Genomic DNA, 17,817 nt, shown 5'->3' with positions numbered 1-17,817 from the left:
TTCGCTCGACTTGCATGTATTAGGCACGCCGCCAGCGTTCATCCTGAGCCAGGATCAAACTCTCCATAAAAATTTATGATGTTTGATTAGCTCATAATACTAAATAGTGTTTGTAACAATTAAGTTACTTTATTGGAATTAACGTTGACATATTGTCATTCAGTTTTCAATGTTCATTTTTAACAATTACATTTATTTATTATATCAAATACTAATTATTCTTGTCAAGAACTTTTTTAATTTTTCTTTTCTTGAAGTTAATTAATATTTCAACAAATATTATCTTATAATAAATTGTTTTTATAATCAATGGTCAAAATTACACTTTTTTAACATTGTTTTAAACTAATTTACTTTGCGTTTTCAAACAATATCTTTTGTTTTTGACGACTTTTATATAATAGCAAGATTATTATTGAACGTCAATGGATTTTATAATATAAAATCGTTTAATATTTCACATCAAATGTATTCATTATCTTTAATGAGTATTTTTTTATTTAATATTTATCTTTTAAATTCTTTAATTAATTATAAACAAAAAAAGCAATGACATTAAAGTCATTGCCTAACTTTATTCTTTGTTTTTACATTCTTCACACAATCCATAAATTTCCATTCGATGATGTGTTACGTCAAAGTTTGTAACGTGTTGAGCTAATTGTTCAATTTCATCCAATTGAGGATAGTGGAAATCTACTATTTTACCGCATCGTTCACAAATAACATGATAATGATTATGAGTATTAAAGTCGAACCTACTTGATGCATCTCCATAAGTCAATTCTTTTACAATACCTATCTTCTTAAATACTCTTAAATTATTGTAAATTGTCGCAACACTTATATTAGGAAAATCAGGTGAAAGTGCTTGATAAATTTCATCCGCTGTAGGATGTGTATGTGAGCTAATTAAAAATCTAACAATAGCTTGTCTTTGAGGCGTGATACGAACGCCTGACTTTCTTAATGCTATTATAGCTTGTTCAAGCTCATGTTCAATTGATTCTATTTCTGCACTCATCATTTTCACCATCTTTCTACTTTATAATTATTATTATCTTATTAATAATATAACTACTTTCATACGGCATTGTCAATTATTCCATAAGTTTTATATTAATAGCCATCTTTTAAGTCTACTACGTTCTCACTTATTTCTTCTTTATTGAGAAAACGAGTTAGATTTCTTTCAAATATTTTCGTTGCTTCCTTTTTATTTTCTTTATCATTACCAGTTATATGTGCAGTAATTGTCACGTTATCTAAATCATAAAGTGGATGTTCTGATTCTAGTGGTTCATTTTCGAATACATCCAAGTAAGCATGACGTATTAATTTTTCTTTAAGTATTTCAATTAAATCGTGTTCTTCTACTATAGTTCCTCTTCCTACATTAATAAATAAAGTATCTTCCTTCATTAATTGGAAATGATGTTTGTTTAATAAATGATATGTTTCTTTGGTTTCTGGTAACGTATTAATTATTATATCCGCTTCTCCTAATAACTTGTCTAATTCATTTATCTCATATGTTTGATTAAATCCTTCTTTTTGTTTTCCTGTTTTACTTGCACCTATTATTTTCAATTCGAAAGGTGTCAATAACTTTACAGTATCTTGAGCAATAGCTCCAGTACCTAAAAATAAAATTGTTTCATTCTTTAAACGTTTACCTGTCAAAGTACTATCATAAATATGCTTTTGTTGATTAATAAATGATGTTTCCATTTTTTTATGATCATTTAATATAAAAGTTAGTATATATTCTGAAAGTTGCTTTGATTGTATTCCTCTAGTATTGGTTAAAATTATTCCTTTATTCTTAATGTACTCTAATGGTAGATTGTTTACGCCTGTTGCATACCATGCAATCCACTTTAAATTCGGACAAGACTTTATAAATCTTTCATTAATCTCCCCGTCATATCCTATCAATACCTCGAGTTCTTTTTTGTCATTATCTGGAATATTATCTGCTTTATCATAAAACGAAAATGAAATATCAGGATACTTTTCTATTAATTCATTTTCTATATTACCTAAACGTTTCAAGCTTACGATTTTCATTTATCTCACTCCAGTATTTGTTTTAATTCATCTATTTGTGTTTTAACTTTTACTTTTTCAATGATATTTGTAATATATCCCGCTTCATCTATTACAAACGTTGTTCTCACTATTCCCATATTTTCTTTTCCAAAACTTTTCTTCAAACGATATATTCCTACTGCATTCGATAACTTAAATTCATCATCAACTAATAAATCAAAATTCAAATGATGCTTCTTAATAAAGTTTTCGTGTTTTTTTCTAGAATCCCCGCTAATACCATAAACTTTAACTTTCATATCATTAAAGTATTGTATATTATCTCTAAAGTCACATGCTTCTGTTGTACACGTTGGTGTGTTATCTCGTGGGTAGAAATATAATATTGTTTTTTCTCCCATAATGTTTTCATTAGTAATTAATTCTCCATTTTGATTCTCTAATTCAAATTTTGGAAAAAGATCTCCTATTTTTAACATCGTATCACTCATTTCTTCATATTATAATTATTATGTTACGATAGTAACGAATATTATTAAATAAGAAAGGTTGATACTCTATGAATTTCACTGAAAGTGAACGTCTCCAAAAGTTATCAAATGAATATATTTTAGGTGGAGTTAATTCTCCTTCACGCTCTTATAAAGCTGTTGGCGGAGGTGCTCCCGTAGTTATGCGTGAAGGTCATGGCGCTTATCTTTACGATGTCGATGGAAATAAGTACATTGATTATTTACAAGCATATGGTCCCATAATTACTGGCCATGCTCATCCTCATATTACTGAGGCTATCCAAGATCAAGCGGCTAAAGGGGTTTTATATGGTACACCTACTGAACTTGAAATTGATTTTAGTAAAAAATTACGAGCAGCTATTCCTTCATTAGAAAAAATTCGTTTTGTTAATTCTGGAACAGAAGCAGTAATGACTACAATTCGAGTTGCTAGAGCTTATACTAAAAGAAATAAAATCATTAAATTTGCGGGTTCTTATCATGGCCATTCTGATTTAGTATTAGTTGCTGCAGGAAGCGGACCTTCTCAATTAGGTTCTCCGGATTCAGCTGGTGTACCTGAAAGTGTCGCTAGAGAAGTCATTACTGTACCTTTCAATGACATTGAATCTTATAAAGAAGCCATGTCACATTGGGGAGATGAAGTAGCGGCTGTATTAGTAGAACCTATTGTAGGTAATTTTGGTATGGTAAAACCTCAACCAGGCTTTTTAGAAGAAGTTAACAACATCACTCATGAGCATGGAGCTTTAGTGATTTACGATGAAGTCATCACTGCTTTCCGCTTCCATTATGGCGCTGCACAAGATTTATTAAATGTTTATCCAGATTTAACAGCATTTGGTAAAATTGTTGGTGGTGGATTACCAATCGGTGGCTACGGCGGCCGTCAAGATATCATGGAACATGTCGCTCCATTAGGCCCAGCATACCAAGCAGGAACAATGGCAGGTAACCCACTTTCAATGAGGGCAGGTATTGCATTACTTGAAGTTTTAGAGCAAGATGGTGTATATGAAAAATTAGATGCTTTAGGTAAACGTTTAGAAGATGGTTTAAATAAACTTATTGAAAAACATCATATTACTGCGACAATTAATCGTATTTATGGATCTCTAACACTCTATTTTACAGATGAAAAAGTAACACATTACGAACAAGTAGAAAATTCTGATAGTGAAGCATTTGCAAAATTCTTTAAACTTATGCTTAACCAAGGTATTAATTTAGCACCTTCTAAATTTGAAGCATGGTTCTTAACTACGGAACACACTGAAGAAGATATTGATCAAACATTAGAAGCGGCTGACTATGCCTTCAGTCAAATGAAATAATATTTAAAATTTAACGAACCTAAGAATGTCATATCGTAAATATACATTCTTGGGTTTTTATATATGCGTATACTTGTATAGTTTTATTTGTTGAGTGTATACTAATTTAAAAATACATTAAACTATAAACTTGTTATTTAAAGGAGCGTTGTATTTGAAATTAGGCGCACGTATACTTAAAACTGGAATTGCTATCATTCTCGCCCTTTTTATCGCTTCTTTTTTACCTGATAATGTTGGTTTGAAATCTGTAGCAGGAATAAGTGCTATTTTTGCAATGCAACCTAATATATATCGTTCAATGAAAACGATATCTGAACAAGCTACAGGTAATTTAATCGGTGCTATATTAGCAGTGATTATGGTAACCATTTTTGGTAAAAACATTGTGATTATGGGTATCACAGTCATTTTATTAATCGCCATTTTATACAAATTAAACTTGGCGCATGTAGCAACATTAGCAGGTGTCACTGCGTTAATCATTATGGGGCAACATACAGGATCGTTTTATCTTGTAGCTACATTTAGATTTATTTTAGTAATGATTGGAGTTTTAAGTGCTTCACTTGTAAACCTAGTATTCTTACCTCCAAAATTCGAAACTAAAATTTATCATAATGCGGTTAATATTTCTTCCGACATATTTATATGGTTTAAACTTGTGATTAATGATACTTCTGAATATCATCAGATAAAAGAAGATGGTGAACAGTTAGAATCTCGCATTATAAAATTAGAACAAATCTATGATTATTATCACGAAGAACGTACGTTTACAAGAAAAGCTGCTTTCCAACAAAATCGTAAAAAGATATTATTTAAAGAGGTCGTTGGAACAACTCGACAAGCTTACGAAGTATTAAACCGTATGGCTAGATATCAAAATGATTTGCATAATACAAATCATCATTTATTATTTCAAATTAAATTAGAGTTAGATTCGTTAACAGCGTATCACGAACAAATTTTAAAAAGTTTATCAAAAAAGGCGCGTTATAATGTAGATGATTTTGATAATCAGATTTTAAATCCTCAAAAGAAAAATCTTATGGATGCTTTTCAATATCAATTAATTCAAAATCCATATCAAGTAGAATATTCATATTCGAATATCATGCAAATTATCGCAGCTATTGAAGAATATCGATATCATTTAGAGCATTTAGATAGACTAAGATTAAGTTTCTTTACGTATCATCGTAATGACACAGATATTGAAATTCAAGATGAAGATTTTGATTTATAAAAATTAAATATCAATACTAAAAAAGACAAACTTAACTATCAAAGTTAAGTTTGTCTTTTTTAGTAGTCATTATTTAGTTATAAATCTTGAATGCTATATAGATGTTCGTATTCACCTTTTTTAGCAATCAGTTCTTTATGTGTACCAGTTTCAACGATTTGACCATGCTGCATAACAATAATTTTATCTGCATGTGTGATTGTTGATAATCTATGAGCTACAATAAGTGTAGTTCTATCTTTACTTAAAACATCTAATGCATCTTGAATAATTGCTTCACTTTCTAAATCAAGTGCGCTTGTCGCTTCATCTAAAATTAATATAGGTGGATTATTTAAGAAAATACGCGCAATAGATAAACGTTGCTTTTGACCACCAGATAATTTTACGCCACGTTCTCCAACTTCAGTATCATAGCCATTCGGTAAATTCATGATAAAGTCGTGCGCATTTGCCATTTTAGCTGCTTCGATTATTTCTTCTTCAGTAGCATCAGGACGTCCTAATAAAATATTCTCTCTTACTGTATCAGAAAATAAAATATTGTCTTGTTGAACAAGTCCAATTTGATTTCTCAAGCTTCCTGTTAAATAATCTTTAATATTACGACTATCGATCAAAATTTCACCTTCACTTACATCATAGAAACGTGGAATAAGATTAATAAGCGTAGATTTACCTCCCCCGCTCATACCAACGAATGCTACTGTTTCACCTTTATTTATATTTAAATTTATATTTTTTAAAACTAAAGATTCATCTTCATTATATTTAAAGCTTACATTTTTTAATTCAATATGTCCTTCTTTTATTTCAATAGGTTGTGCACCTTTTTTATTTTTAATGTCATAGTCTTCATCTATTAATTGAAAAATACGATCCATAGAGGCGAAACTTTGCGTTAAAGTTGTGAATGAAGAAACTAAACGTCTTAATGGTCCGAATAATTGTTCTAAATATCCTACAAAAGCTGCTAAGGTACCTACTGTAATTGAACCAGTAATTGCTAAATATGACCCTACTCCAATAACAATGATAGGACCTAAATCTGTGACTGTATTAATAGCTGCAAATGAATAGGCATTCCATGAAGTATGTTGAAACGCTCTACTTAAAAAGTTTTTATTTTTTTTATCAAAGTTTTTCGCTTCATTATCTTCAATTGCAAAGCTTTTTATTACAGACATACCTTGAACACGTTCATGTAAAAATCCTTGTACTTCCGCTAATGCTTGTGAACGTTTACGTGTTAATTTTCTTAAACGTCCAAAGAAAAAATATACTGTAAAGACATAAAAAGGAAAAATAATAATTGCTGCAAGTGTTAATTTAATATCTAAGAAGAACATAATAGAAAGCGCAATAATAATCGTTACACAGTCTAACCAAATATTCATTAACCCAGTTAAAATAAAGTCTTTCGTTTGTTCTACGTCATTAATTACTCTCGATATAACTTGTCCCACTTGATTATTTGCATAAAATCGGGCACTTAAGGCTTGTAAATGGTCATACAATTGCTTACGAATATCATATAAAATTTTATTACTCGTCCATTGTGCTAAATATTGTCGAAGGTATTCAATTGGCGGGCGCACAATTAAAAATATAAATAGAGTAATACCTATCGCTATAGCAAGATGATGGAATTTTTCATTGGTGGTTAATGTACCATTATTAATTACACCATCAATCGCATATTTAATTAATAATGGGATTAACATTGGAATACCAAATTTTATAATCCCAATAATAATCGTTGCGAAAATACGATATTTATATGGTTTGACAAATTCTAAATATCGTCGAATCACACTGACTCCTCCTTAATTTTATTATCAAAAATTAATAGAGGTTGAACCCTCTATTCATAAACTCATTTATTTAAGAATAGGCAAGTAGTTTCAACCTCTTATTTATTACTCAAGTACTATAAACTAATTAATTACTATTTGCCTCAATTATGCTTAGTAATTACGAATTTTTTTATATCTTTGTTTCCATACTTTTATAAAGTCAGGAGCAAAAGGACCTTTTTTTTGTTCTATCCATTGTTGTAAAATGTCTACATTTCTTCTTAGTATTACGTCTATTTCATGAGGATAATTCATTTGTTTCATATGTTGTTCATATTCATCCTCATCTAACAAATGATATTTACCATTTGGATAAACTTTAATATCTAAATCATAATCAATATATTTTAAAGCTTCTTCATCACATACAAAAGGCGAAGATAAATTACAATAATAGTAAATACCATCTTCTCTAAACATGCAAATTACATTAAACCAATACTCAGCATGAAAGTACACGATTGCAGGCTCTCTAGTAATCCATGTACGTCCATCACTTTCAGTTACTAAGGTATGATCATTTCCACCAATGATGACGTGATCTGTTCCTTTTAAAATCGTTGTTTCAGACCATACTCTATGAATATTTCCATCATGTTTATAGCTTTGGATTTTTATATTTTCGCCTTCTTTAGGTATGGATTCTTTGACCATACTCCACACCACCTTTTAAAGTTTTTACAATTCGAATTATACCATATTTTTTTAAACTTCTTTAAAGAGATATAGAGAGATATTATATTTTTCTATTTACCAACAATAAACTCATAAATTTTACTCATTGATACTGGGAAAGAATAATCATCTCGATTTTCTAAATCAAACCATTCCATAAAGTCTGGTAATTGTGCTGAGTCAATATTTATATCTTCAATCACACTATAAACATTTAAATTCCAAGTTTTATGTGTAAACTGATGCTTTAATTGAAATATTATGTTCTCAGATAAAGTTAATGAATGGTTTAACTTATTTTCTAGTTTTTGAATCCCATTCGGACTTTCAAACATTGGAAATTGCCACATACCATTAAGTAGCTTTTCTTGACGTTTTTCAATCAGATATTGACCTTTCTGATTTCTGACTAAAAAAACCTCCTGATTAATTATTTTCTTAGCTGGTTTTTTAGTTTTGATAGGTAAATCTAACGTAGTTCCTTTTCGAAACGCTTCACAATTTTCCTGTACTGGACAAAATAGGCATAACGGATTCTTAGGTGTACATATTGTTGCACCTAATTCCATCATTGATTGATTAAATGTACCCGCTTCTTCTTGTACAAAAGGTTCAAGCTCTTTTTCAAATGATTTTCTAGTAGATTGTAATTTGATATCACGATGGTCATTATTAAGTCGAGTCCATACTCTAAAGACATTTCCATCTACAGTAGCTAAAGGGCGATTAAAAGCAATACTCATTACAGCTGCTTGAGTATATGGTCCTACTCCTTTTAATTCACCAAAAACTTTAGGGGATGATGGTACTTCCGCATTATAATTATGGTGTACTTCTTTAATTGCTGTATGAAAATTGCGGGCACGGCTATAATATCCAAGACCTTCCCAATACTTTAATACTTCATCTTCTTTTGCTTCACTTAACGCTTCAATTGTAGGAAATCGATGAATAAATTTATTGTAATAATCAATGACCGTTTTAACTTGTGTTTGTTGAAGCATAACTTCACTTAGCCATATATAATATGGATTAGTCGTTTCCCTCCAAGGCATTTCTCGTTGATTTTTCTCAAACCATGTCACAATATTATTTTTAAATGTCGTTTCATTTAACATTAAATTATCCTTTCTCTTACATAAAAAAATGTATAAGTTATAATACTTTCTAATATTTGATAAGTATCTTAATTTTGTTATTCTAATTTTTAGATTATAATATATATTAAATCAAGATGAAAAGAGTGAACTTTTATGGATACAGCCACTCATATTGCTATCGGCATTGGACTAACTGCTTTAGCTACACAAGACCCAGCAATGTCACATTCTATGACAGCTACTGCAACAACTTTAATTGCGGGTTCTTTAATACCTGATGGCGATACGGTTTTAAAATTAAAAAATAATGCAACTTATATTTCACATCATCGTGGTATTACGCATTCCATACCCTTTACGATTTTATGGCCAATATTACTTGCTTTTATAATATATGTTATCTTTCCACATGTAGATGTGACTCATATATGGATGTGGGCTCAGTTAGCGGTCTTTTTACATGTTTTTGTAGATATCTTTAATTCATATGGTACACAAGCACTTAGACCTATATCAAATAAGTGGATACAACTCGGTGTAATCAATACATTCGATCCAATTATTTTTTTAATATTATGTATAGGAATCACGCTATGGTTATTAGGCGTTCATCCATATCTAGTGTTCTTTCCAATTATTGGCGTTTTAATTATTTATTATATCGTTAGATTTAAAATGCAATCAATAATCAAATCTCAAGCGTTGAAACACATTCATGATGAACATCATCCTGTGAAAATTTTTGTTGCACCTACTATGAAATTTATGAAATGGCGTGTAGCGATTCAAACTGAAAACTATGATTATGTAGGTAGAGCTTATGGTCGTAATATAACGTTTAGCGATAAAGTAAAACGTCAACAATTTTCACCCGATACACTTTTATGGCAAATAAAAAGTAATCCTGAAATAAGAACGTTTCTAAAATTCTCTTCTATCTATCGTTGGCAAATACGTAAACTTGATGATCAAACAACTGAGATACGATTGATAGATTTACGTTATCTAAATAAAGGACATTATTCTTTTGCAGCAATTGCACATCTTACTCAAGATCAAAAAATTGACCATTCCTATATCGGATGGGTATTTACAGAAGAAAAACTTCAAAAAAAATTGTACTCTCATTAATCTATTAACTTTAACTATAATTTAAACAACCCCTAGATGACTTATTGACAGTCATTTAGGGGTTATTATTATAACATCATTAAAATATATGTTATTTATAGCGATTCACTCATATATTAAATATATTCATATTTCTTGTGGGCAACAAGTCGAGTTAAAATAAAATTGATAACTCCAATTAATACTAAAAAAGCAATAAAATAAATATGATACACAATATTGTACATATTTACAGATCCAAAAACAATTGAAGTTGATAATCCGTCAATCAAATAATATAATGGATTAATTTTTAATATTTGATCAATCATATTTGCCTTATTATTAGGTATAAAAATGATAGGTACTAAAAAGAATAACATCATTATTGCTATCACATAAAATTTAAATACTTTTTTACTTATTAAAGTCAATAAACCTAATGTTATTGATATAAAAACAATAAATATAATCGACATTAGTATGAAATAAACAAAAGATATCACCGATGTTTCAAGGTTTACTGGCTTAAAGATTGACGTAATCAATGATAAAACACAGATGATTATAGCCCCTATCAGTGCATTAAGGATGGGCGTAATAATAGGTGTGAGTTGAAATGATTTAGCAATAAGATAATCATAATTATATAATTTGAATGATTTATATATAATATAAGCAATGGTTACAAAAGTATAGAACGCAATCATTCGATATATCCATTGGGCCTTTTCAATTTCTTCGGTATTAAATAAATACATCACTCCAATTATGATACTAATGATAATTAATTGTATTAAAAATAAAATCACATCATATTTCCAAGTCTCTTTTACTTTTGCTTTAGCTAAATGTAAAAGAGATGGAAAATGTTTAAAATATAATATTAACGTATCTATCATGTTTACACCTACAATTCGATATAAATCCATTTACTATTTTTCATATCTGCAATTAAATATCCATTACTTAATTTTGAAATCCATACATTACCTTTAATATTAAATTTACGCTCTAATTTTGATTTATCTACTATAGGAAATACAAAACCAGTTAACTTATCCTCATCATTAAATAACATTTTAATAGGTTGTTGTGTAATAGGCACCACAAATCGTTGATCTTTTTCAGGAACAAGCGTCTTTTTCACTTGCTTATGTGGTTTATGTAATTGAGTATTAAAATAATCAACATACTTACTGTAGTTTGACTTCATATAAGGCGCTAAAGTACTAAATTTATGTGTTTCATATAATGCAGCAGGATTAAAATAATAAATTTTGTTCTTACCTACTTCATATGTATCATCATCGACAATTAAGCGATATTTTGAAGCACTTTCTCCAGTAATCGTCACAAAAGAATATTTTGGCATTTCAATATCTTGATGATTAGATAATGTCACTTCATCATGTAGAATAATTCCATAAGAAAGTTTATTTTCAAAAGGATCCGTGTCTTGATTTTGAACTTTCTTCTGAGATTCGTTGATAGGAATTTCAATTTTTCCTATATTATTCACTACTAGTGTGCCAAGTAACACTAAGACGATTAACGTTGAAACTAAAAGCGTCCAAAATTTAACTATAAAATCCGGAACTTTAACATGTTTGTATCGTTCGACTCTTTTAAAGTTATAACTCATTTCCGGCAATCTACTTCTACTTTTCTTCCAATCTAAATCAAAATTCTTAAGTGTTTCTTCATCTTCGATACTTAATCTATCTCTTTCATGATCATTAAATACCGGTAAAACGTCATTTAAATACCCTTCCATACGCACTTGTCCGTGAGAAATCCATGTAACATAGTTACTCACTTGAGATATTTTAGAAATATCATCGTCTACAAATATAATTGATAAGTCATTAGACACATAGTCTTTTGAAAGTTGTTTTGCCTTATTTAAAAAAGCTTCATCAAGATATTCGAGAATATGACTTAAAATAATAATTTCTGTTTTACAAACTCTTGCAACACTTAAAATCAATTGTGCATACTCAGAGTGACTAAGTTTATTCACTTGAATCGAAGATTTATCATCTAAATGCGCATATTTAATAATTTGATCGACAATATGTGAAGACGTCTTGTAATTAAATAAGCATTGTGTTTCTTCAATATAACTTTTAACAGACATATTTAATAAATGTTTGTTTTTTATATCTCCATAATAAATACTTGCTGATTGTACAACTTTCCCTCTATCAGGTGCAATATCTTGGGCCATAATTCTTCCAATCAATGTTTTGGATGAACCAGGTTCTCCTATAAGTGCAAGGGCTTCTCCTTGATAAATGTGTAAAGATATTTTATTTAATTCTATGTCTTCCGCGCCATATCCAAACGGCAGATACCACTTTCTATTCTTTTGGTTTCTATAGTATTGTGTAACATTTAATAATTTTAAAACGATTGAACTTCCCATTTGTGTTACATCCTTCTAAATTTTTAATAATGCAATGGGTAAACCCTCTTCAGGATTCGTACTATTTATTCTATAACCCCAAGCAAAAACCCCTTTTAAACGTTCAACTTTAAAGTATTGTTCACTACCATCATTTAATTTATACATTCTGCCAATGTTAATTTTAGAACGATCGACTAAATAACTCTCAGCTACAATGACTTTACTTTCATAAACATCATATTCATTCATTATGCCATTCATTTCAGCTTTACGCATTTTTTCTTTACATAATTGTATTTCATGTCTCAATTCCTGTTCAGACATTTCACTTAATCTTTTGTCACTCATCTAAAATACCACTTTCTGCTAATTTAATTTTTATTTTATCATAATTATATCCTTTTCTCATAAGTGCTTCTATTGTTTTCATTTTTAATGTATTACCGTCATGTTTACGACGTTGTTTATTATAAACTTTTTCTAAATCCTTTTGTAATAAGTCATCTAGCACTTCTTCGTCTTGAGCAAAGTCTAACTCATTAAGTACATTTTGTGCAGTTTCTATTGTATATCCTTTTTGGATTAAGCTATGCATTACTTTTTGCTTTACTTTCACAACAGGACCTTTTTTAGTTTTCATTATTTTTTTAGCAACATGAATGATAGATTCTATAGGTTGCTCTTCTTCATATCGTTTAACATATCTATCTATAATATTAGGTTCTACTCCAACTTGGTATAGTTTTTGTTTAAATACTTCAGGTCCTTTATCTGTTGTGTTGATCATTGTATTTTTTAAACTTTCAGCGTAATCTTCATGATTAATATATTGCTCTTTATAACAATATTCAATCACTTTTTGTACTGTCATTTCATTAATATCATTCTTTTTCAAATAATCACTAACTTCTTTTTCAGTTCGTTTTTTATATGATAAATATTGTATTGCCATATTAATCCCTAGACGATAGTGTTCGTATTTTTGAATTTTTTCCATTTCTGCAGCATCTATCATTTGGTTCTTTTTCAAATTGAATTTAACGAGTGTATCTATATCAATTCCCATTTCAAATGCTTCATCAAGAAAGAGATTAAATCGTTCTTTATTATTTTTTTGAACTTCTATTTTAGTAATTTTCGGCATCATTATTCTCCTCATACTAATTAAAAATTGTATTTTAATAATATATTTATTTTATAACAGAAAATCTAATATATATAGTATTTGATATTAAAAAAGAGCGAAATGGAAGTTTATTTATTCTCATTCTCACTCTTAGTTTATATTCAATTAAATTGTTATATTACTATATTAATAATTATTAAGTTGCGATAAGGCTTCTTGATATTGACTGTCAGAAATATAATTCTGTTGTCGCATTTTTTCTAAATTCACTTTAATTCGATTCTTGAAATTATTTGATACGTTATTAATATCATATACACTTGGGGCATTAACTTTACTTGCTAGCATTGCACTTTGTAATACAGTAATAATCGGATAATAACTATTATTTTGATTTGTAGTTGCACCAAAATAATAATTTGCTGCACTTTCAATATCATATTGATTATTACCATAGTAAATATTATTCAAATAAAAACTTAATATCTGATTTTTACTATATTGCTGTTCAACTTTATGCGCGACAAATAATTCTTTTAGTTTACGTGTAAATGAACGTTCATTATTGTAATAATAATTTTTTACAGTTTGTTGAGTAATGGTGCTCCCACCTTGTACATCATGTTCACCAATCGTTGAAAATAATGCACGTGTTGTCCCTTTTATATCGAATCCATGATGTTTAGAAAAACGTTCATCTTCCATAGATATAAATGCGCCCTTAACATAATTCGGCATATTGTCTGATGATACAAAATTACTCTTATTTTCAATCGTTTGTAAATCATCGACATTCGCTCTAGATGATAAAAAATACATTAATCCAGTAAACAAAGCAAATATAATAATAAATATAATAAGCATTCTTAGAAAGAGCCGTTTACTTTTCTTCTTTTTCGGTGGTGAACCCACAGGTTGATAATAGGTATTATAATGAGGCTCATTTTGATCATAAGTTGTTTTCTCTTTTGGATAGTTATCTCTTTGTCTTCTTTTCATGGGTTTGCTCCTTTACTTAAAGGTCACTCTATAATTGAGAGTTTAACAGTAAGTGTTATTTTTATCTATATATACAATCAAAAATCAGTCTCAAGGTGTATCATTGATTTTTATATCGCTGAAATTTCCAAGTTACTTTAAAGAAGATAGAGAGGAATTATTTAAATTTGGATAAGAGGATTTAAAAAACGATATTAAGTTCATCAATATATACATGCTTAAAAGTAACATTTAAAACATATTTTCTCCATTTCTAGAAAACAAGAAAAACAAATCAATCAGATGCTTATGAATTGACACGACTTGTAATGATACATTCTCAGTTTCATTGGAGTCTATCCAAAATACAGTTATATTGTAATTCAATCATCGACTATCAACACATTAAAAATGCCTGAGACAATTATATATGTCTCAGGCTCAAATATAACTTTCAAAAAGTTATTTTAAATTAATCATTTAATTTTTTAACGATTTCTCTATTGAAATCATCTAAATCATCAGGTACACGACTTGTTACAATATTATTATCAACTACTACTGATTCATCAACAACATTGGCACCTGCATTTGATAAATCTTTACGAACATTTAATACTGCAGTTAAAGTGCGACCATTTAAATCATCAGTATCAATTAGAACTTGAGGTCCGTGACAAATAGCAAATGTTGGAACATCATTTTTAGTAAAGTATTTTGCAAATGTTCCATAACGTCCTTCTGCATCTCCACGTAAATTATCTGGAGAGAAACCACCAGGAATTAATAATGCATCATAATTTTCTGGTTTAGCATCAGCAATACTTACATTTACTGTAACTTTTTCGCCATGTTTCCCAACAACTTCAGCATTCGCAGTATCTCCAATAACTTCAGTTTCAAATCCTGCTTCTTCTAATGCTTCTTTAGGACTTGTTAATTCTATATCTTCAAATTCATCAGCTAAAATAATTGCTACTTTTTTAGTCATAACCAAAATCACCTTTTCTTTCGTTTTATTATATTTAATATATAGACAAATTTAAGATGGTTTAAACATAAATATTAAATTTAGTTAAAAACTTTTTCATACTCCACAATTACTTATAAACTAACTTAACTTTTTCTTCTAATTGATCTAATAATCCAATCCATTCATCAATATCTTTTACACTTACTTCATCAGGATTAACGTGGTCAATATCTTCTAAAAATTTAGACAATCTTGTTTTAATTTGTTCAATAGTTTGTTTTTCATCCATCGGAATTTAACTCCTTATATATAATATTTTTAGCTTTTATTCATAACTATCCTAACAAAATTTGACAAAAAGAGATATAATTCTAATAATATTTATTGTAATTTTATAAAGAAGAATGTTTTAAAAGTTTAGGAGTTTTTATAATGACAACATCAAAAATTAAACAAGCAATCTCAATTTATAATGATCCGTGGGAAGCTTATAATGATATTAAACAATTCGATCAACTCACTTTGAGTAATGTAGAATTTACCACAACAAATTTATGTAATATGAGATGTAGTCACTGTGCAGTTGGTTATACATTACAAACAAAAGATCCTGATCCATTACCTATGAATCTTATTTATCAACGTTTAGATGAAATTCCCAATTTACGTACTATGTCGATTACAGGTGGAGAACCTATGTTTTCAAAGAAATCTATAAATAATGTTGTTAAACCATTATTGAAATATGCGCATCAAAGAGGCATATATGTGCAAATGAATTCTAATTTAACGTTACCTCAAGATCGATATCTAGAAATTGCTGAATATATTGATGTCATGCACATTTCTCATAATTGGGGTACCATCCAAGAATTTGCAGAGGTGGGCTTTGGCGCAATGAAAAAACAACCTCCTTTAAAAGCAAAGTTAAAATTATATGAACAAATGCTAGATAATGCTAGTACATTATCTGACCAAGGGATGTTTGTTTCAGCAGAAACAATGTTAAATCAAAATACCCTACCACATTTAGAAAACATACATAAAGAAATTGTTAATGATATGAAGTGTAGTCGTCATGAAGTTCATCCTATGTATCCAGCAGATTTTGCAAGTCAACTCAATGTATTATCATTAAAAGACATGAAGCAAGCTATTCATCATTTATTAGACATTCGTGATAAAAATACTTGGATGTTATTTGGTACTCTCCCAATCTATCCTTGCATAAACGATGAAAATGACCAAGTTTTACTTGAACGATTAAGAAATGAAAAAAATGTTACTGTTCGAAATGACCCAGATGGCCGTAGTCGCTTAAATGTAAATGTATTTAGTGGGGACGTTATTGTAACAGATTTTGGTGATGAAAACGGAACAATTTCTAATATTAAAAATGATAAGCTCACAGATGTATTTGATGCTTGGTTATCAACAGATTTAGCAAAATCTTTAAATTGTCATTGTGAAGCTTTCCAATGTTTAGGACCAAATGTATTAGTTAAAAATATGTATTATCCAAATACAAACTTTAGAGAAAATGAAATCGCAATGCACACTGAACATAGTTTTCAATAAAATTAAAAGAAACTGGGACATAATTCCTAGCAAAATAGCCAGTAAATGAGTTTATTATAAATTCATTTACTGGCTTCTTTCTTTATAATATTGCGTATTGTTGGCTCGCTTTCTTAGGGGATAGCTTCAGCCTGTAGTCTTCAGCTTATCCTATTGTCTCAAGAGTCTCGCCAAAATACTTTGTATTTATATGTAATTTTACATTGAAATATTTTTTTAAAAAAACAAGACTCTAAGGCTCTTTCGTATCATTTAATGCCAATACATATAATTTATATCATATGTATTGGCATTTATTATAAATCCTAAATATTTTCTATGTGCTGTACTTCAGATAAAAATTCAATCGTTCTTTTACTGTCTTCGCGTCGTTCTTTTCTTCGTTGAACACGTTTTGGTGCCCCTTCATAGAACCACTTTTCTATTTTTGTTTCAGGGTACACCTTAGGAATACGTGTTGGTTTTCCATTTTCATCTAGGGCAACAAATGTTAAAAAGCTCAATGCTGCTAAATGCCTTTCCTTATTTAGCACATCTTCAATAATAATTTGCACACAAATTTCCATTGAACTTGATCCTGCATAACTTACCATTGCTTCATAAGACGTAATATCCCCTGTTTTTATAGGCCTTAAAAAATCCACTGAGTCGGTAGAAGCAGTAACCACTTGTGCATTCGCATGTTTCATAGCTGTAATTGCAGCTATTTCATCAATATTAGCCATCAATGATCCACCAAACATTGTATGGTGATGGTTAGTATCTTGAGGAAATACTTGTCGTGTTTTAATACTTTTTGATTCAGACATAGATTTTTTATTAACTTGAGAATTTGACATACTTTATTTCTCCTATTCCTAA

18 protein-coding genes and 1 rRNA gene are annotated in these 17,817 nt (G+C 29.2%); 4 read left to right on the top strand and 15 right to left on the bottom strand.

Annotated features, from left to right (window positions below; genetic code table 11):
* The 4 genes from BDW25_RS08945 to BDW25_RS08930 form a co-directional block, all read right to left on the bottom strand.
* A 16S ribosomal RNA gene (locus BDW25_RS08945) occupies positions 1–70 on the bottom strand; the annotation flags it as partial.
* Between the two features lie 504 nt (positions 71–574).
* Positions 575–1,024, bottom strand: a complete 450-nt coding sequence (gene perR / locus BDW25_RS08940) for a peroxide-responsive transcriptional repressor PerR (RefSeq protein WP_017175209.1) — start codon at positions 1,022–1,024, stop codon at positions 575–577.
* Between the two features lie 95 nt (positions 1,025–1,119).
* Positions 1,120–2,070, bottom strand: coding sequence for a phosphoglycerate dehydrogenase (locus tag BDW25_RS08935; protein WP_064207091.1), 951 nt, complete (start codon positions 2,068–2,070; stop codon positions 1,120–1,122).
* 5 nt (positions 2,071–2,075) lie between these two features.
* A complete protein-coding gene (locus tag BDW25_RS08930; protein WP_002455139.1) occupies positions 2,076–2,531 on the bottom strand; it encodes a peroxiredoxin in 456 nt (151 codons plus the stop codon).
* Positions 2,532–2,611: 80 nt separating this feature from the next.
* Between BDW25_RS08930 and BDW25_RS08925 the strand changes: the two genes are divergently transcribed.
* On the top strand, positions 2,612–3,901 hold the full coding sequence (locus BDW25_RS08925) for a glutamate-1-semialdehyde 2,1-aminomutase (RefSeq protein WP_002455138.1): 1,290 nt from the start codon (positions 2,612–2,614) through the stop codon (positions 3,899–3,901).
* A gap of 154 nt (positions 3,902–4,055) precedes the next feature.
* Positions 4,056–5,150, top strand: a complete 1,095-nt coding sequence (locus tag BDW25_RS08920; RefSeq protein WP_002448314.1) for an FUSC family protein — start codon at positions 4,056–4,058, stop codon at positions 5,148–5,150.
* A gap of 77 nt (positions 5,151–5,227) precedes the next feature.
* Here BDW25_RS08920 and BDW25_RS08915 read toward each other — a convergent pair whose 3' ends face one another.
* The 3 genes from BDW25_RS08915 to mutY all read right to left on the bottom strand — a co-directional run bounded on the left by BDW25_RS08915 (position 5,228) and on the right by mutY (position 8,799).
* Positions 5,228–6,964 carry an ABC transporter ATP-binding protein gene (locus BDW25_RS08915; protein ID WP_002488090.1) on the bottom strand — a complete coding sequence of 579 codons (1,737 nt, stop codon included), beginning with the start codon at positions 6,962–6,964 and terminating at the stop codon, positions 5,228–5,230.
* A gap of 153 nt (positions 6,965–7,117) precedes the next feature.
* Positions 7,118–7,660: a nucleoside tri-diphosphate phosphatase gene (gene ntdP / locus BDW25_RS08910; protein WP_002450077.1), complete on the bottom strand. Its 543-nt coding sequence runs from the start codon at positions 7,658–7,660 to the stop codon at positions 7,118–7,120.
* Between the two features lie 92 nt (positions 7,661–7,752).
* Positions 7,753–8,799, bottom strand: a complete 1,047-nt coding sequence (gene mutY / locus BDW25_RS08905) for an A/G-specific adenine glycosylase (protein ID WP_133945442.1) — start codon at positions 8,797–8,799, stop codon at positions 7,753–7,755.
* Between the two features lie 135 nt (positions 8,800–8,934).
* On the opposite strand from mutY, the gene BDW25_RS08900 reads away from it, so the two are divergent.
* Positions 8,935–9,912, top strand: coding sequence for a metal-dependent hydrolase (locus BDW25_RS08900; protein WP_002450068.1), 978 nt, complete (start codon positions 8,935–8,937; stop codon positions 9,910–9,912).
* A 116-nt stretch (positions 9,913–10,028) separates the two neighbouring features.
* Here the strand turns inward: BDW25_RS08900 and BDW25_RS08895 are convergent, their stop codons facing one another.
* The 7 genes from BDW25_RS08895 to BDW25_RS08865 form a co-directional block, all read right to left on the bottom strand.
* Positions 10,029–10,823 (bottom strand): teichoic acid transporter, encoded by a 795-nt coding sequence (locus BDW25_RS08895; protein WP_227967806.1) that lies wholly within the window; start codon positions 10,821–10,823, stop codon positions 10,029–10,031.
* Positions 10,802–12,319, bottom strand: a complete 1,518-nt coding sequence (locus tag BDW25_RS08890; protein WP_002488056.1) for an ATP-binding cassette domain-containing protein — start codon at positions 12,317–12,319, stop codon at positions 10,802–10,804. Before BDW25_RS08890 ends, BDW25_RS08895 begins: the two co-directional genes overlap by 22 nt.
* A gap of 15 nt (positions 12,320–12,334) precedes the next feature.
* Entirely contained in the window at positions 12,335–12,649 is a 315-nt protein-coding gene (locus tag BDW25_RS08885; protein WP_002455132.1) for a YfhH family protein, read from the bottom strand.
* Positions 12,642–13,445 (bottom strand): recombination regulator RecX, encoded by an 804-nt coding sequence (gene recX / locus BDW25_RS08880; protein WP_002488055.1) that lies wholly within the window; start codon positions 13,443–13,445, stop codon positions 12,642–12,644. The genes BDW25_RS08885 and recX overlap by 8 nt, the downstream gene beginning before the upstream one ends.
* Positions 13,446–13,613: 168 nt before the next feature.
* Positions 13,614–14,426, bottom strand: a complete 813-nt coding sequence (sgtB, locus tag BDW25_RS08875) for a monofunctional peptidoglycan glycosyltransferase SgtB (RefSeq protein ID WP_002450042.1) — start codon at positions 14,424–14,426, stop codon at positions 13,614–13,616.
* Between the two features lie 451 nt (positions 14,427–14,877).
* Positions 14,878–15,396 carry a type 1 glutamine amidotransferase domain-containing protein gene (locus BDW25_RS08870; RefSeq protein WP_002450071.1) on the bottom strand — a complete coding sequence of 173 codons (519 nt, stop codon included), beginning with the start codon at positions 15,394–15,396 and terminating at the stop codon, positions 14,878–14,880.
* A gap of 109 nt (positions 15,397–15,505) precedes the next feature.
* Positions 15,506–15,667 (bottom strand): SE1561 family protein, encoded by a 162-nt coding sequence (locus BDW25_RS08865; protein WP_133945440.1) that lies wholly within the window; start codon positions 15,665–15,667, stop codon positions 15,506–15,508.
* A gap of 143 nt (positions 15,668–15,810) precedes the next feature.
* Here BDW25_RS08865 and yfkAB point away from each other — a divergent pair, with 143 nt between their 5' ends.
* The gene (gene yfkAB / locus BDW25_RS08860) at positions 15,811–16,956 is read left to right on the top strand and encodes a radical SAM/CxCxxxxC motif protein YfkAB (protein WP_002450052.1); all 1,146 of its coding nucleotides are present in this window, start codon (positions 15,811–15,813) and stop codon (positions 16,954–16,956) included.
* Between the two features lie 305 nt (positions 16,957–17,261).
* Here yfkAB and BDW25_RS08855 read toward each other — a convergent pair whose 3' ends face one another.
* Positions 17,262–17,795 carry an acyl-CoA thioesterase gene (locus BDW25_RS08855; protein ID WP_002450051.1) on the bottom strand — a complete coding sequence of 178 codons (534 nt, stop codon included), beginning with the start codon at positions 17,793–17,795 and terminating at the stop codon, positions 17,262–17,264.
* Positions 17,796–17,817: the final 22 nt, after the last annotated feature.

The organism is Staphylococcus sp. AtDRG32, assembly GCF_004365845.1.
Lineage (GTDB): Bacteria > Bacillota > Bacilli > Staphylococcales > Staphylococcaceae > Staphylococcus > Staphylococcus hominis.
This window is presented reverse-complemented; position numbering and strand designations above follow the sequence as displayed.

What these genes read in the sequence shown, in the direction of transcription:
- BDW25_RS08865 (WP_133945440.1), bottom strand. Translation starts at nt 15,667, where the DNA reads ATGGATGAAAAACAAACTATTGAACAAATTAAAACAAGATTGTCTAAA.
- BDW25_RS08895 (WP_227967806.1), bottom strand. Translation starts at nt 10,823, where the DNA reads ATGGATTTATATCGAATTGTAGGTGTAAACATGATAGATACGTTAATA.
- mutY (WP_133945442.1), bottom strand. Translation starts at nt 8,799, where the DNA reads ATGTTAAATGAAACGACATTTAAAAATAATATTGTGACATGGTTTGAG.
- BDW25_RS08900 (WP_002450068.1), top strand. Translation starts at nt 8,935, where the DNA reads ATGGATACAGCCACTCATATTGCTATCGGCATTGGACTAACTGCTTTA.
- BDW25_RS08855 (WP_002450051.1), bottom strand. Translation starts at nt 17,795, where the DNA reads ATGTCAAATTCTCAAGTTAATAAAAAATCTATGTCTGAATCAAAAAGT.
- BDW25_RS08935 (WP_064207091.1), bottom strand. Translation starts at nt 2,070, where the DNA reads ATGAAAATCGTAAGCTTGAAACGTTTAGGTAATATAGAAAATGAATTA.
- sgtB (WP_002450042.1), bottom strand. Translation starts at nt 14,426, where the DNA reads ATGAAAAGAAGACAAAGAGATAACTATCCAAAAGAGAAAACAACTTAT.
- BDW25_RS08870 (WP_002450071.1), bottom strand. Translation starts at nt 15,396, where the DNA reads ATGACTAAAAAAGTAGCAATTATTTTAGCTGATGAATTTGAAGATATA.
- BDW25_RS08930 (WP_002455139.1), bottom strand. Translation starts at nt 2,531, where the DNA reads ATGTTAAAAATAGGAGATCTTTTTCCAAAATTTGAATTAGAGAATCAA.
- BDW25_RS08885 (WP_002455132.1), bottom strand. Translation starts at nt 12,649, where the DNA reads ATGAGTGACAAAAGATTAAGTGAAATGTCTGAACAGGAATTGAGACAT.
- recX (WP_002488055.1), bottom strand. Translation starts at nt 13,445, where the DNA reads ATGCCGAAAATTACTAAAATAGAAGTTCAAAAAAATAATAAAGAACGA.
- BDW25_RS08890 (WP_002488056.1), bottom strand. Translation starts at nt 12,319, where the DNA reads ATGGGAAGTTCAATCGTTTTAAAATTATTAAATGTTACACAATACTAT.
- perR (WP_017175209.1), bottom strand. Translation starts at nt 1,024, where the DNA reads ATGAGTGCAGAAATAGAATCAATTGAACATGAGCTTGAACAAGCTATA.
- ntdP (WP_002450077.1), bottom strand. Translation starts at nt 7,660, where the DNA reads ATGGTCAAAGAATCCATACCTAAAGAAGGCGAAAATATAAAAATCCAA.
- yfkAB (WP_002450052.1), top strand. Translation starts at nt 15,811, where the DNA reads ATGACAACATCAAAAATTAAACAAGCAATCTCAATTTATAATGATCCG.
- BDW25_RS08925 (WP_002455138.1), top strand. Translation starts at nt 2,612, where the DNA reads ATGAATTTCACTGAAAGTGAACGTCTCCAAAAGTTATCAAATGAATAT.